Here is a 15,121-nt window from a genome sequence, read left to right as displayed (position 1 = left end):
TCCGGGGCAGGTTCCCGAGATGCCCTAAGTCGATCTGTGTCCTTCGACACGCAGACAAATTTGCTTCATAACGTTTCGACAGTGAATCACAGGTGTTTCGACACCCCGCGCGCATGCCCGGCTTCGCTGCGCTCACATTTCTCCTGCATTTTGACGCGGCTCGCCCTTAACGCCCCTTTTATCTAAGGCACTTCCGCGCCCGCTCCGTCTTTGCCCAGTGTTTGGAACGCACCGCCCTGACGTGCTGAAATTCGCTGAAACTCCGGAGTAGGAACGCCCAGAAGAAACGGCACAGCAAGTCAGTGCCGGCGCCGAGAGGTTGTTGGTCGAGTGAGGCGAAGCAAGGAGAGCCCCGAGCCGCAGGAACCGCGGCGGGGCAACTTCACCCCGCCACCCAGAGGTGGCGTACCGGCTTCCGACGCGCCCGAAAACACGGTCGCGAAGCCTCCGGTCAGTGGTGGGAAGTACTCCCCGCGCAACTGGCGCGTGGCCACCCGTCTGAACGCCATTCTGCTGATCCCGGTGCTGCTCGCCCTGGTATTCGGTGGCCTGCGGGTGAACAGTTCGTTCGCCACCTGGCAGGAAGCACAGGACGCGGAGAACACCGCGAAGCTCGTACGTGCCGCGCTCTCCTACAGCACCGCCATGATCGACGAGCGGGACCGCACCGCGGCGCCGCTGTTGAAGGGCAAGAAGGACGACCCGGTCGTCCAGGAGGCGCGGGACACCACCGACGCCGCCGCCACCAAGTTCCACGAAGCCGCCAAGGCCATCCCGGACAAGCCCGGCCTCAAGCGCCGGCTCACCTCCTTCGAGAAGGTCGAGCCCAAGCTCCAGAAGCTGCGCCAGGTCGCGTACACCTCCAAGCTGCACGGTGTGCAGACCGAAGAGGGGTACGTCGAGATCCAGCACCCCCTGATGGAGTTCGCCAACGAACTCGGCCTGGGCACCGGCAACATCACCTCCTACGGCCGTACCGTCTACGCCATCGCGCTGGCCAAGGCCGCCGAGTCGCTGGAACGGTCCATCGGCACCCACCTCCTGGTCGACCCGGCGACCCCGCAGGGCGGCAAGGAGCACAAGCTCCAGCTGACCGCCTTCGCGTCGTACCGCTACCTGGAGGGCATCGCCATCGGCGAGTTCACCTCCGGCGGCACGCCCGAGGACGTCGCCCGGCTGAACAAGGACGCCGCGGCGCTCAAGCAGACCGCGCAGCACAAGATCGCCCAGGCGAAGGCGCAGGCCCAGGCCGCCGGCCGGCCGTTCCGCACCCCGCCGACGATCGACCAGATGTCGACGCTGATCGCCACCGGCGCGGCGCCGGAGTCCCTGAGCACCCGCGGCATCACCTCCGACAGCTACTTCGCCTCGGCGACCGGCAAGTTCAGCATGTACCGGTCCATCGAGAAGGACCTGGCGGACAAGGCCGTGAACGAGGCGGCGCAGATCTCCGACGACGCCCGGCAGTCCACCTTCGTCGACTCCGGCATCGTGCTGGCCGCGCTGATCATCGCCTTCGTCGTGGCCGGTCTGATGGCCCGCCGGATGAGCCGCAACATGCGCCAGCTGCGCACCGCCGCCTTCGGCATCGCCGAGCAGCGGCTGCCGATGCTGGTCGACCAGCTCTCGCGGACCGACCCGGGCCGGGTCGACACCCGTGTGCAGCCCATCCCGATCTCCACCACCGACGAGATCGGCGAGGTCGCCCGCGCCTTCGACCAGGTCCACCGCGAGGCCGTCCGGCTCGCCGCCGAGCAGGCGCTGCTGCGGGGCAACGTCAACGCGATCTTCACCAACCTCTCCAGCCGCAACCAGGGCCTGATCGAGCGCCAGTTGGAGCTGATCACCGACCTGGAGAACAACGAGGCGGACCCGGACCAGCTGGAGAGCCTCTTCCGGCTGGACCACCTCGCCACCCGCATGCGGCGCAACGGCGAGAACCTCCTCATCCTCGCGGGCGAGGAGCCCGGCCGCCGCTGGAACCAGCCCGTGCCGCTGGTCGACGTCCTGCGGGCGGCGATCAGTGAGGTCGAGTCGTACGAGCGAATAGACCTCACCGGCGTCCCCGAGAGCGAGATCCACGGCACCGCCGTGACCGACCTCGTGCACCTGCTGTCCGAGCTGCTGGAGAACGCCACCACGTTCTCCTCGCCGCAGACCAAGGTGCGGGTCGCCGCGACCAGGCTGCCCGACGGCCGGGTGATGATCGAGATCCACGACAAGGGCATCGGGCTCACCCCCGAGGACTTCGCGGACATCAACCACAAGCTGGCCAACCCGCCGAGCGTGGATGCCGCGATCTCCCAGCGCATGGGCCTGTTCGTGGTCGGCCGGCTGGCCGACCGGCACGGGATCCGGGTGCAGCTGCGCCCCTCCGGCGAGCAGGCGGGCACCACGTCCCTGGTCATGCTGCCCGAGGCGATCACCCACGGCGGTGGCGGCGAGGAGCGGTTCGACGACGACTTCACCGTCTCCCGGATCGTTCCGGAGCACCAGCAGGCGTCGTACGACGGCCAGGGCCGCCAGCCCACCGCCGCCGAGCTGGGCTTCGACGACAGCCGCTACGGCCGCCAGGACGCCGGGGACATGGACATGGTGGGCCGCTCGCTGGTCCGCGAGGAGCGCCGGGCCGCCCTGGAGGCCCAGGCCTCCGGTGAGCAGCCGGTCGGCGGTGACCGTCCGCTGTTCCGTGACGAGGTGCCGTCCGCCGACGCCTACCAGGACTTCCCGGGTCAGGCACAGGACTTCCCCGGCCAGGCTCAGGACTACCCCGACCAGGCATATGCGGAAGCCGATCAACCGCTCTACGACGACCGGTCCCACGGCAGCCAGGCGTTCGCCGACCCGGGCTTCGCAGAGACCACCGGCCAGCAGCCATACGTGTCCCACGAGGCGGCGCAGCCGGACGAGTGGAGCGAACGGCCTGCATTCGAGAGCTACTTCGGGACCGAAGCGGAATCTGACCGGAATACAACTGCCGCTCCCGCTGACGGCCCTGAGCGCGTACCATTCCAGCGTCCGGGCCCCACACCGAGCGACGCACCCCCGCTGACGGATGCCGGCCTTCCGCGCCGCGGAGGCCGCGACCAGCAGGCACCGCAGGTGCAGCAGCAGCGGAGCGCGCCGGAGACCGGCCAGGACGGCTCCGACTGGCGCAGTTCCAACGATGCGCGCTGGGAGCGGGCGGAGCAGCTGCGCGAGCCGAAGGCGGGCGGAGTCACCTCCTCCGGCCTCCCCCGGCGGGTGCCCAAGGCCAACCTGGTCGAAGGTGCCGCGGAGCAGACGCCACAGGGCGGCCCCCAGGTCTCCCGCGCCCCGGAGGACGTCCGCGGCAGGCTGAGTAACCTGCGCCGCGGTGTCCAGCAGGGACGCAGCGTCGGCACGGACCCCTCCGGGGTCCCCCAGAATGACCAACAGGGCTACGGCCCCGGCAGCACCTACGATCAGGAGCGTTAGTGTGAGCCCGATGAGCCAGGCGGCGCAGAATCTGAACTGGTTGATCACCAACTTCGTGGACAACACCCCCGGGGTGTCCCACACGGTCGTGGTCTCCGCGGACGGTCTCCTCCTCGCCATGTCCGAGGGCTTCCCTCGTGACAGAGCCGATCAGTTGGCGGCGGTGGCCTCCGGCCTCACCTCGCTGACCTCCGGCGCGTCCCGCATCTTCGAGGGCGGGAGCGTCAACCAGACCGTGGTGGAGATGGAGCGCGGCTTCCTCTTCATCATGTCCGTCTCCGACGGATCCTCACTGGCCGTGCTCGCACACCCCGAGTGCGACATCGGCCTCGTCGGTTACGAGATGGCCCTGCTGGTCGACCGCGCGGGCACGGTCCTGACGCCCGACCTGCGCGCAGAACTGCAGGGCAGCCTTCTCAACTAACAAACAGGCAGTGCGTTTCCCGCCACCGCGCCTTATGGTTCGGTGGCGCGACCGGCGTCAGACAGGCAAGTTGGAGGAGGAGACGTGGCAACGCCCCCGAGCGGATACCCGTATGGTTCCGGACAGGAGTCCGGGCCTGTGGGCGAGACCCATCACAACCGCTTCAACTTCCCGTCTGCGCCGAGCCAGCGGCCGCAGCGGCCCCAGCCGCCGCAGCAGCCGCAGCGCCCCCAGCAGCAGCCCCGGCCGTACGACTCCCAGCCGTACGAGCCGTCGGTGTACGACCAGCCGCAGGCACCGCGCATCCAGCCGGTGCAGCCGCAGCGGCGGGCTCCCGAGCCCGCCTCCACCGGCACGAACAACCCCCTCGTGCGCCCGTACGCCATGACCGGAGGCCGGACCCGGCCGCGCTACCAGCTCGCCATCGAAGCGCTGGTCAGCACGACCGCCGACCCCTCCAAGTTGCAGGGCCAGCTGCCGGAGCACCAGCGCATCTGCCACCTCTGCCGCGAGATCAAGTCCGTTGCCGAGATCTCCGCGCTACTCTCCATCCCCCTCGGCGTCGCCCGGATCCTCGTCGCCGACCTGGCGGAGGCCGGGCTCGTCGCCATCCATCAGCCCGGCGGGGACGAGACCGCCGGCGGACAGCCAGATGTGACACTGCTCGAAAGGGTGCTCAGTGGACTTCGCAAGCTCTAGCGGTGCAGCCCGCTCCACCACCTCCGCGAAAATCGTGGTGGCGGGCGGCTTCGGCGTGGGCAAGACCACGTTCGTCGGGGCCGTCTCAGAGATCAACCCGCTGCGCACCGAAGCCGTGATGACCTCCGCCTCGGCGGGCATCGACGACCTCACGCACGCGCCGGACAAGACGACCACCACCGTGGCCATGGACTTCGGCCGGATCACCCTGGACCAGGACCTGATCCTGTACCTCTTCGGTACACCCGGACAGGACCGCTTCTGGTTCATGTGGGACGACCTCGTCCGCGGCGCCATCGGCGCCGTCGTCCTGGTCGACACCCGCCGCCTCGCCGACTGCTTCCCCGCGGTCGACTACTTCGAGAACAGCGGCCTGCCGTTCGTGATCGCCCTCAACGGCTTCGACGGCCACCAGCCGTACACGCCGGACGAGGTGCGCGAGGCGCTCCAGATCGGCCCGGACGCGCCGATCATCACCACCGACGCCCGGCACCGCAGCGAGGCCAAGAGCGCCCTCATCACGCTCGTGGAGCACGCGCTGATGGCCCGCCTGCGCTAGGTCGGGTGCGGGCCCCGTGCCCGCAACGCCGTACGACGAAAGGCCCCCACATCGGTCAGGTGCGGGGGCCTTCGTCGTACCCCGCGTCCTCGGGCGCTCAGCGGGGAGCCTGGCCGCCCCTGCCGTCGGCCGGGCTGCTCAGTCGACCGCCCGGCCGCGGGGCCCGCACGCAGCCGCGTACGGGCCCGTGGCCGGCGCTGCGGCCTCACTTGTGCGCGGGGCACTCCTTCCATGCGAAGTGGTACACGGTGTTGATGCTGCCGTCGGTGGAGTCCATGGCCATGTAGCTGGTGGACTTGGGGTCCGCCGACTTGGCGTCCACCCGCATCTCGGTGTTGATGTTGAAGTAGCGCTCCTCGCCACAGGGTGCGTAGACGAGCGCGTCGACACCGGTCTCGTCCGACGTCTGCCAGTTGGCGTCGTAGGCGCCGGTGAAGGTGTGGCTCTTACGGGCCGTCTCCTGCTGGCCCTGGAAGTAGTAGCCCGCCTGCTCCAGTCCCCTGGCGCCCTTGGCCAGGGAGGCGTAGCCGCGGTAGTCGGCCCGGGCGATCGCGTACGTGAAGCCCTGCGGGACATGCACGTTCAGTGCGATCTGGCAGTTCTTGCGGGAGTCGGTCGGCTTGGTGCCGGCGCCCGCCTGGGCGAGGTATTCGCTGTACGTGACGGTGAAGGCGGTGTTGTCGGGCGCGATGGCCACGGCGGCGCTGCCGGGTCTGCAGCCCGATCCGTTGACCGTGGCAACGGTGATCGTGATCTTTCCGGTCGGCGGTTCGTCGCCGAACCCTGCTGCGGCGGTGGGGGATGCCGATCCGGCGAGGAGCAACGATGCCACTGCGGCACCAGCACTGAGCCTGCTGAGCATGGGCTCTTCCTTCCGGTCGTCCTGTGGCCCGCGGCGCGGAACATCAGGAGTGGAATGACGAGCGCATGCCAGCACGGGGACGGGCGCCTTGAACAGCTCTGCTCCCCAGGGTTGGGGCGAACCTACGCCTTGATTCGGACGCGGCATGCCGAACCGGAACACCGGGTCGAAAAAGTGATGTCGCCTCATATCACGGGGATTCAGCGGCTGTTCGGCGGTATATGCCCTGATGGGGATGGCGTGGGGGCGCGGCACGTGCCGCTCCGAGGCTCGCAGGCGCACACGACGCGGGGCCCGCAGCACCTGCCTGCGGGCCCCTCGTTCGTGCGGTGGTGCGTCGGGCGTCAGCGCTGCCAGCTGGTCGCGCCGTGGAAGCCGTTCTGGCGCTCCAGGCGGCGCCAGCGGGCGGCGGTGGCGTGCGGACCGGCCGGGGCGGCGGCCGTGGGCCGGTGGGCGGCGCGGGCCAGCAGGACGGCGGTCAGGGCGGCCAGCTCCTCCTCGCTGGCCTGGCCCTTCTCCACGCGGATGGAATCGGTGCGCTGGGCAGTGTTCACGGTCTTCTCTCCGTCGTCGCGGTGGCGTGGTGCCGGATGCGGGTGCGGGCGTGGTTACTGGGGCGGGTTGCCGTGCTTGCGGGCCGGCAGGTCCGCGTGCTTGGTGCGCAGCATTTCCAGGGAGCGGATGAGGGTGTGGCGGGTTTCGGCGGGGTCGATGACGTCGTCGACCAGGCCGCGCTCGGCCGCGTAATACGGGTGCATCAGCTCGGACTTGTACTCCTTGACCATCCGCATCCGCATGGCGTCGGAGTCGTCGGCCTCGGCGATCTGCTTGCGGAAGATGACGTTGGCGGCGCCCTCGGCGCCCATCACCGCGATCTCGTTGGTGGGCCAGGCGTAGGTCAGGTCGGCGCCGATGGACTGCGAGTCCATGACGATGTAGGCGCCGCCGTAGGCCTTGCGCAGGACGAGGGAGATCCGCGGGACGGTGGCGTTGCAGTAGGCGTAGAGCAGCTTGGCGCCGTGCCGGATGATGCCGCCGTGCTCCTGGTCGACGCCGGGCAGGAAGCCGGGCACGTCGAGGAAGGTGACGATCGGGATGTTGAAGGCGTCGCACATCTGGACGAAGCGGGCGGCCTTCTCGGACGCCTCGATGTCCAGCACACCGGCCAGCGACTGCGGCTGGTTGGCGATGATGCCCACCACCCGGCCGTCGAGCCGGGTCAGCGCGCAGATGATGTTGGTCGCCCAGCGCTCGTGGACCTCCAGGAATTCGCCGTCGTCGACGATCTCCTCGATGACCTTGCGCATGTCGTACGGGCGGTTGCCGTCGGCCGGGACCAGGTCGAGCAGTGCGTCACCGGAGCGGTCGGCGGGGTCCTCGCAGGGCACCGACGGCGGGTTCTCGCGGTTGTTGGCCGGCAGCAGCGAGAGGAGGTAGCGGACCTCCTCCAGGCAGGTGACCTCGTCGTCGTAGGCGAAGTGGCACACGCCGGAGGTCTCGGCGTGCACGTCGGCGCCGCCGAGGCCGTTCTGGGTGATCTCCTCGCCGGTCACCGCACGGACCACGTCCGGGCCGGTGATGAACATCTGCGAGGTCTCGCGGACCATGAAGACGAAGTCGGTCAGCGCCGGGGAGTAGGCCGCGCCGCCCGCGCACGGGCCGAGCATCACCGAGATCTGCGGGATGACACCCGAGGCCTTGGTGTTGCGCTGGAAGATGCCGCCGTAGCCGGCGAGCGCGGAGACGCCCTCCTGGATACGGGCGCCGGCGCCGTCGTTCAGCGAGACCAGGGGCGCACCGGCCTGGATGGCCATGTCCATGATCTTGTGGATCTTGGTGGCGTGGGCCTCGCCCAGCGCGCCGCCGAAGATCCGGAAGTCGTGCGCGTAGGTGAACACGGTCCGGCCGTGCACGGTGCCCCAGCCGGTGATCACGCCGTCGGTGTAGGGCTTCTTCGCCTCCAGGCCGAAGCCCGTCGCGCGGTGCCGCCGCAGCGGCTCGACCTCGTTGAACGAACCCTCGTCCAGCAGCAGCTCGATCCGCTCGCGCGCCGTCAGCTTGCCCTTCGCACGCTGCGCTTCGGTCGCCCGCTCGCTGGGTCCTCGCCTGACCTGCTCGCGGATGGCATGCAGCTCGGCGACGCGCCCGCGGGCGTCGTTGGCGCCGGCGGGCAGATCTTCGACAGTGGTCATGTATCGACGGTACGTGTGCGGGGCGTCCCGCACCGATGTCGGTTTCGTACAACGTCGCATGCGATTTGGTGGGCAGGCAGTACAGAACCGTGCTGTACGTGCCCCGCGTCCCGGCGCCCGTTCGGGTGGCGGAGCGGCGCCGGGTCTGTATGGGACCGACAAATGTAGGGGTCTCCCCAAAGTGCGGCCAGGAAGCGACCGCGCCGCCCGTCCGGGCCGGTCAGCCCAGCCGGACCGTGCAGGTGTGGGTGGCGCAGGCGGTGCCGGGGGTCAGCCGCAGCCGGAGGGTGGGTCCGGCGGCCAGCACCTCGATCGCCGGGTCGTGGCCGAGCACCGCGCGCACCGGCCGTGACCAGATGATCTCCAGCGTCTCCCCGGAGCGCTCCGGCGCGGCCACGCACAGCCGCGCCGTCCGGCCGCCGCCCCCCGGCCGCCGCCCGGGCCGCCGCTCACGGACCAGCACGCTCGCCGGGCCGCTGCTGGTGAGCGGCCCGGCGCTGCCCGCGCGCCAGAAGTTCGCGGCCGTGACGCCGAGCCGCTCGACGGCGATCGCCTGCCGGCCGGCGTCATTGGCGAGCACCGTCAGCCAGCGCCGGTCGGCGGCGCGGGCGGCGAGGGTGCGGCGGCCGGCGCCCGGCATGAGGAGGTAGGCGTAGCCGGCGTCGGCGGGGTCGGTGCCGTGGTCGTGCCAGAGGGTGAGGTAGCGGCGGGTGAACGGGCGGGGGGAGGAGGTGGTGTTGATGTCGTGCCAGGAGCCGGTGCGGGCCTCGCGCAGCGTCGTCAGGGGGGCGCCGCCGGGGAAGACGTAGCCGCCGTGTCCGGCGAGGTGGGCCCAGTGGGCGCAGCGGAAGGAGCGGGTCGCGCCGAGCGTGCCGGGTTGGCGTACCCCGTCGACGGTGAGATGGGCGGTGCCGGACTCGCCCAGGCAGCGGTTGTCGACGACGGTCTCGGCCGGTACCCCGTCGTGGGCGGTGATGCCGGCGCCCAGGCAGACGACGCAGTCCGCGAGCGCGAACCAGGACTTCTTGGCGGTGAGGGTCGAGGCCAGGCCGCGCAGGTCCTGTCCGAGCGCGGCGAACTCCCCGTCGGTGGTGCCGCCGACCCAGCGTGCGGCGGGCTTGGGCTCGCCCCAGCCGCCGCCCTCGTTGTCGGCCAGCCGCTTGGTGGAGACGGTCGTGCCGGGGAGCCGGTAGGGGTCGACGGTCGGCCAGAAGGCGTCCGTGTACTGGTCGCCGCCGAACTCCGCGCCCCACCAATAGAGCATGCCGGCGCCGGTGTGCCAGCCGCGCGGGTTCTCGCCGTTGCCGTTCTCGTAGTACGTGATGCGGTCGGAGGCCATGGCCAGGCCCGCGGCCCAGCCGGGGCGGCGGTGGACGGCACGGTCCATGGCGGGGAAGAGCCGGTGGCCGACGGGTTCGGGGGCGGCCGGCACCGAGCTGTCGGCGATCCGGTGGAGGCGGGCGAGGTCGGCGACCGTGTACTGCCGGTCGGTGAGGACGGGCAGCACGCGGTCCCGGGCGGTCCAGCCCTTGATCATGGCGTGCCAGCGGGCCCGCTCCGCGGCGCTCGCGCCCTCGGCGAGCAGCGCGACGGCGGCGATCAGTGCATGCCCGTGATAGTGGTCGCTGCGCATGATCTGCCGCTCGTCGCTGCGGAGGTAACCGCGGCTGACGGCCCGCCCGTTGACGCTGTCCATCATCAGTCCGTTGTGGAGCAGCGGGGCGTAGGCATGCTCGACGCTGTCGAGGACGATCTGCCGCGCCGGATCGGTGAGCTGCCAGGACGAGCCCCCGAGCAGGGTGAACAGCCGCCCCAGGCCGTCCAGCAGGACACAGCCGTAGGTGCCGGAGTAGGCGACCCAGGTGTGCTGGACGAAGGAGCCGTCGGCGTAGAGGCCGTCGCCGCGGGTGACGTAGGGGAAGACCGGGGAGAGGGCGTCGCGGGCCAGCGCGACCTTGGCGGGGGCGCGGCCGAGGATGCCGCGCAGGGCGACGACCCGGCACAGGTCGACGCGGTTGGCGCCGGTGCTGGTGCCGGTGTAGTCGCCGAGCAGGGCGTCGGGGACGAAGTGGTCGACGGCGGCGAGGCAGCGCTCGCGCAGGGCACCGGGCAGGCCGTCGGGCAGGTGCTCGTCGAGGATCGCGAGGGTGTCGAGGAGGAGTCTGGGGCTGCCGATCTGCCATTCCCACCAGTTGCCGTAGCGAGTGGTGCCGGTGCGGTAGACGGTGGCTTCGAGGTGGCCGAGGCCGGTGAGGACGTCCTCGGCGAGGCCGTGGTCGCCGGTGTGGCCGGTGCCGGGCTGGGCGTAGGCCTGGGCCATGGTGGCGAGCCGGCCGTAGCTCTGGGTGATGCCGGACGGCGGGTCGTAGCGGCAGTCCGGCCAGAGCGAGTCCGCGGCCGGGCGCATGCCCGCCCGGAAGGTGCCGGCGAGCGCGCCGGTCTCCTGGAGGGCGGCGGCGTACGGCGGGGCGGCGGGGTCGAAGCCGGTGCCGAGGGTGAGCGCGCACCAGCGGCCACGGAGGGCGTCGAACTCGTCACCGGCTGACGCGGCGGACGCGGCCGGTCCGGGGGCGGCGTACGAAGGGCGGGCGGCGCGGCCGAGCACGCTCGCGGCGGCGGCGGCGGCGAGGAATCCTCGGCGGGACCAGACGGACGGCGACCAGACGGACGTGGCGGGGGCAGGCGGCACGGTCGGTCCTCTCCATGGCGTCAACCGGTGTGTGGCGCTGCGCACTTGGGAGTTTCCGATGGTCTAGCACGGGCCGTCGCAGCGCGGCAATGACCGCGCCGGAACGCCGCGGGCCACCCGCCCGGCGGAGCCCGATCCGGACAGAGAGGTTGAATATTGAACCATATGGAGTTACGGTGGCGTCTCGTTGAAGGTTAAACAATCTCGGCCCCGGGCCGGGACCACCGTCTTTGAGGAGGAGCCATGGCTCTGTTCAACCGCAAGCGCACCGCCGAAACCGCCGAAACCGCCGACAACACCGCCACCACAGCCCCCGCCGCCACCGCTGCCGTCCTCGACGCGGACCCCGGTCTCGCCGCGCTGACCGGCGACTACACCATCGACCCGGCGCACAGCAGCATCGGCTTCACCGTCCGGCACGCCATGGTCACCAACGTGCGCGGCACGTTCGGCGCGTACGAGGGCGCCCTGCGGCTCGACGGCAGCGAGCCGTCCCGCTCCACCGCCTCCCTCGACGTCGAGATCGCCAGCATCGACACCGGGATCGCGGACCGCGACGGCCATCTGCGCAGCGCCGACTTCTTCGACGCCGAGTCCTTCCCGCGGATGACCTTCCGCAGCACCGCCGCCGAGCGGGTCTCCGGCGACCGCTACCGCATCACCGGCGACCTCACCCTCCGCGACGTCACCAAGCCGCTCACCATCGACCTGGAGTTCCACGGCTCGGCCACCGACGTCTACGGCGCCGAGCGGGTCGGCTTCGAGGGCAGCGCCGAGATCCTGCGCTCCGACTGGGGCCTGACCTGGAACGCCGCGCTGGAGACCGGCGGCGTGATGGTCAGTGACAAGGTCAAGCTCCTCTTCGACATCTCCGCCGTCAAGGCCGCACCGCAGGCCTGACTCCGCACGGCCCGCCACACGACCGCGGCCCCGCACGGCCCCTCTCCCCCGAGGGCCGTGCGGGGCCGCGGTCGTGCCGTGGCCGCGGCGCTCACTCCTGCGGCTCGACCCCGGCCCGCAGCAGTCCGTAGGCGTAGGCGTCGTCCAGCGCCTGCCAGGACGCGGCGATGACGTTCTCCGCGACGCCGACCGTGGACCACTCGCCCTTGCCGTCGCTGGTGGAGACCAGGACGCGGGTGATCGAGCCGGTGCCCAGGTCGCCCTCCAGGATGCGGACCTTGTAGTCCACCAGCTCCATGTGGGCCAGCTGCGGATAGATCCGCTCCAGGCCCATCTTCAGCGCCCGGTCCAGGGCGTTGACCGGGCCGTTGCCCTCGGCGGTGGCGACGATCCGCTCGCCCTTGGCCCACAGCTTCACGGTCGCCTCGTTGGCGTGCGTGCCGTCCGGGCGGTCCTCGACGATCGCCCGCCAGGACTCGACGCTGAAGTAGCGCACCGGCGTGCCCCGGACCTCTTCGCGCAGCAGCAGCTCGAAGGACGCATCGGCGGCCTCGTACGTGTAGCCCGCCAGCTCACGCTCCTTGACCCGCGCGACGAGGCGGCCGACCAGTGCGCGGTCGCCGCTCAGATCGAAGCCCAGCTCCTTGCCCTTGAGCTCGATGGAGGCGCGGCCGGCCATGTCGGAGACCAGCATCCGCATGCTGTTGCCGACCAGCGCCGGATCGATGTGCTGGTAGAGGTCCGGGTCGACCTTGATGGCGGAGGCGTGCAGCCCGGCCTTGTGGGCGAAGGCGGAGACGCCGACGTAGGGCTGGTGGGTGGACGGGGTGAGGTTGACGACCTCGGCGATGGCGTGCGAGATCCGGGTGGTCTCGGCGAGCTTGCCCTCGGGCAGTACCTGACGCCCGTACTTGAGCTCCAGGGCGGCGGCGACCGGGAAGAGGTTGGAGTTGCCGACCCGCTCGCCGTAGCCGTTGGCGGTGCACTGGACGTGGGTGGCGCCCGCGTCCACCGCGGCCAGGGTGTTGGCGACCGCGCAGCCGGTGTCGTCCTGGGCGTGGATGCCCAGCCGCGCGCCGGTGTCCGCGAGGACGGTCCGGACGACCGCGGTGACCTGCGCCGGGAGCATCCCGCCGTTGGTGTCGCAGAGCACCACGACATCGGCGCCGGCCTCGCTCGCGGTGCGCACGACCTGCTTGGCGTAGACCGCGTCCAGCGCATAGCCGTCGAAGAAGTGCTCACAGTCGAGGAAGACCCGGCGGCCCTGGGCGCGCAGATGGGCGACGGTGTCCCGGACCATCGCGAGGTTCTCCTCCGGAGTGGTGCGCAGCGCCAGCTCCACGTGCCCGACATGGGACTTGGCGACCAGCGTGATCACCGGTGCCTGGGACTCCAGGAGCGCCGCGACCTGCGGGTCGTCCTCGACGCGCACCCCGGCCTTGCGGGTGGCGCCGAACGCGACCAGTTGGGCGTGCCGGAAGTCGATCTCCTCGCGGGCGCGCTGGAAGAACTCGGTGTCCCGGGGGTTGGCACCGGGCCAGCCGCCCTCGATGAAGCCCACGCCGAAGTCGTCGAGGTGCCGGGCGATGGTCAGCTTGTCGGCGACGGTGAGGTTGATGCCCTCGCGCTGCGCACCGTCGCGGAGCGTGGTGTCGAAGACGTGGAAGTCGTCGGACACCGCGCCGGCGGGACGGGGGGTGGGGGAGGGTTCGGGTGCGTCCGTCATGCTGGTCTGGCTCCTGTCGGGATCTCGGTCTACCGGAAAAACCGGTTCCACCGCCCCTCCATGCTCCCTCACGCTCCGCCTCCGGTGACGGGTGGGCCGGAAACGAAAAGACCCCTCGCGGGTGCGAGAGGTCTGCGCGCGGGTCTGGGACGACGGTGGCCACGCCGTACTCGGTTCGTACGGGGCGGTCACTGCGGACCGGCGCGCCTGCTGCCAATAATCGTGGCGAACGAGAGCACGGGGGCAGTCTGGCACACGACCACCCCCGGTGCCCGGCCCGTCTCAGGATGCGAGCACGCGGGTGTCGCTGCCCTCGCCCGCGTCCTGCTTGCCGACCTGGTGCAGATCGATGGTGCGGGTCTCGCGCATCGTGACGTAGACGATCAGCGAGACCGCCGCGCAGCCGGCGACGTACCAGTAGTAGCCGGACTCGATGCCGCCGCTCTTGAACCACAGGGCGACATACTCCGCGGTGCCGCCGAACAGCGCGTTGGCGATGGCGTACGGCAGGGCCACGCCCAGTGCGCGGATACCGGTCGGGAACAGCTCGGCCTTCACACAGGCGTTGATCGAGGTGTAGCCGGTGATCACGACCAGCGCGAGCATCGAGAGCCCCAGGGCCGGCCAGAAGCTGCCGGCGTGCTTCAGCAGCGTCATGATCGGCACGGTCAGGAAGGTCGAGCCGACCGCGAAGGTGATCAGCAGCGGCCGGCGGCCGATCCGGTCGGAGAGCTTTCCGGCCAGCGGCTGGAGGCACATGAAGAGGAACAGCGCGCAGAAGCTGACCAGCGAGGCGGTCGGCTTGTCCATGCCGGCGCTGCCCGAGAGGTACTTGGTGAGGTAGGTCGTGTACGTGTAGTACGCGACCGTGCCGCCCATGGTGAGCGCGATGACCAGGAACGCCTCGCGCTTGTGGGCCAGCAGCGCCTTGAGGGTGCCGCGTGCCGGGTCGGCGTGGGCGCCCTCGTCCTCGGCGTACACCTCGGTCTCCAGCATGTTGCGCCGCAGATAGAAGACGATGGCGGCGCCCAGCGCACCGATGATGAACGGGATCCGCCAGGCCCAGCTGTGCAGCGCGTCCTCGGACAGGGTCCGCTGGAGCACGATCTGCAGCCCGAGGCCGAGGAGTTGTCCCGCGGTCATCGACACGTACTGGAAGCTGGAGGCGAAGCCGCGCCGCCCCGGGGCGGACGCCTCGGTGAGATAGGTGGCGCTGGCCGCGTACTCGCCGCCGACCGAGAGCCCTTGCAGCATCCGGGCGAGGAGCAGGACGGCCACCCCGCCGTAACCGGCGACGCCGTACGTGGGCGCGACGGCGATCAGGATCGCCGAGGCGGACATCAGCGTGACGGTCAGCGTGAGCGCGGCCTTGCGGCCCTTGCGGTCGCCGACCCGGCCGAGCACCCAGCCGCCCACCGGTCGCATGAAGAAGCCGACGGCGAAGATCCCCATGGTGTTCATGAGGTTCGCGGTGTCATTCCCCTTCGGGAAGAACGAATCGGCGAAGTAGACCGCGAAACTGGCGTAGACGAACCAGTCGAACCACTCGACCATGTTGCCGGCCGAGCCGACCCAGATCTTCTTCCATTGCTCTCGTCCCATAGCCGGTTACGG

General features: G+C 70.7%; 11 protein-coding genes. 5 read left to right on the top strand and 6 right to left on the bottom strand.

What is annotated here, in order from left to right; genetic code table 11:
- Positions 1-330 precede the first annotated feature (330 nt).
- The 4 genes from BKA18_RS25795 to BKA18_RS25780 all read left to right on the top strand — a co-directional run bounded on the left by BKA18_RS25795 (position 331) and on the right by BKA18_RS25780 (position 5,138).
- Positions 331-3,456, top strand: coding sequence for a sensor histidine kinase (locus tag BKA18_RS25795; protein ID WP_366048839.1), 3,126 nt, complete (start codon positions 331-333; stop codon positions 3,454-3,456).
- Between the two features lie 10 nt (positions 3,457-3,466).
- Positions 3,467-3,880: a roadblock/LC7 domain-containing protein gene (locus tag BKA18_RS25790; RefSeq protein ID WP_018087204.1), complete on the top strand. Its 414-nt coding sequence runs from the start codon at positions 3,467-3,469 to the stop codon at positions 3,878-3,880.
- An 84-nt stretch (positions 3,881-3,964) separates the two neighbouring features.
- The gene (locus tag BKA18_RS25785) at positions 3,965-4,579 is read left to right on the top strand and encodes a DUF742 domain-containing protein (protein ID WP_040898265.1); all 615 of its coding nucleotides are present in this window, start codon (positions 3,965-3,967) and stop codon (positions 4,577-4,579) included.
- Positions 4,560-5,138: a GTP-binding protein gene (locus BKA18_RS25780; protein ID WP_073447656.1), complete on the top strand. Its 579-nt coding sequence runs from the start codon at positions 4,560-4,562 to the stop codon at positions 5,136-5,138. Before BKA18_RS25785 ends, BKA18_RS25780 begins: the two co-directional genes overlap by 20 nt.
- A 205-nt stretch (positions 5,139-5,343) precedes the next feature.
- Here BKA18_RS25780 and BKA18_RS25775 read toward each other — a convergent pair whose 3' ends face one another.
- The 4 genes from BKA18_RS25775 to BKA18_RS25760 form a co-directional block, all read right to left on the bottom strand.
- Positions 5,344-6,000 carry a DUF4360 domain-containing protein gene (locus tag BKA18_RS25775; protein ID WP_006602899.1) on the bottom strand — a complete coding sequence of 219 codons (657 nt, stop codon included), beginning with the start codon at positions 5,998-6,000 and terminating at the stop codon, positions 5,344-5,346.
- A 344-nt stretch (positions 6,001-6,344) separates the two neighbouring features.
- The gene (locus BKA18_RS25770; RefSeq protein WP_366048783.1) at positions 6,345-6,554 is read right to left on the bottom strand and encodes an acyl-CoA carboxylase epsilon subunit; all 210 of its coding nucleotides are present in this window, start codon (positions 6,552-6,554) and stop codon (positions 6,345-6,347) included.
- Between the two features lie 54 nt (positions 6,555-6,608).
- The gene (locus tag BKA18_RS25765) at positions 6,609-8,192 is read right to left on the bottom strand and encodes an acyl-CoA carboxylase subunit beta (RefSeq protein ID WP_006602901.1); all 1,584 of its coding nucleotides are present in this window, start codon (positions 8,190-8,192) and stop codon (positions 6,609-6,611) included.
- A gap of 220 nt (positions 8,193-8,412) precedes the next feature.
- Positions 8,413-10,881 (bottom strand): polysaccharide lyase 8 family protein, encoded by a 2,469-nt coding sequence (locus tag BKA18_RS25760; RefSeq protein ID WP_366048784.1) that lies wholly within the window; start codon positions 10,879-10,881, stop codon positions 8,413-8,415.
- A gap of 243 nt (positions 10,882-11,124) precedes the next feature.
- On the opposite strand from BKA18_RS25760, the gene BKA18_RS25755 reads away from it, so the two are divergent.
- Positions 11,125-11,781: a YceI family protein gene (locus BKA18_RS25755; protein WP_366048785.1), complete on the top strand. Its 657-nt coding sequence runs from the start codon at positions 11,125-11,127 to the stop codon at positions 11,779-11,781.
- A 91-nt stretch (positions 11,782-11,872) separates the two neighbouring features.
- On the opposite strand, the gene cimA is transcribed toward BKA18_RS25755, so the two are convergent.
- A complete protein-coding gene (gene cimA, locus BKA18_RS25750; RefSeq protein WP_366048786.1) occupies positions 11,873-13,507 on the bottom strand; it encodes a citramalate synthase in 1,635 nt (544 codons plus the stop codon).
- A 282-nt stretch (positions 13,508-13,789) separates the two neighbouring features.
- On the bottom strand, positions 13,790-15,109 hold the full coding sequence (locus tag BKA18_RS25745; RefSeq protein WP_006602905.1) for an MFS transporter: 1,320 nt from the start codon (positions 15,107-15,109) through the stop codon (positions 13,790-13,792).
- Positions 15,110-15,121: the final 12 nt, after the last annotated feature.

Origin of the sequence: Streptomyces auratus, assembly GCF_050433025.1 — a bacterium.
Lineage (GTDB): Bacteria > Actinomycetota > Actinomycetes > Streptomycetales > Streptomycetaceae > Streptomyces > Streptomyces sioyaensis.
This window is presented reverse-complemented; position numbering and strand designations above follow the sequence as displayed.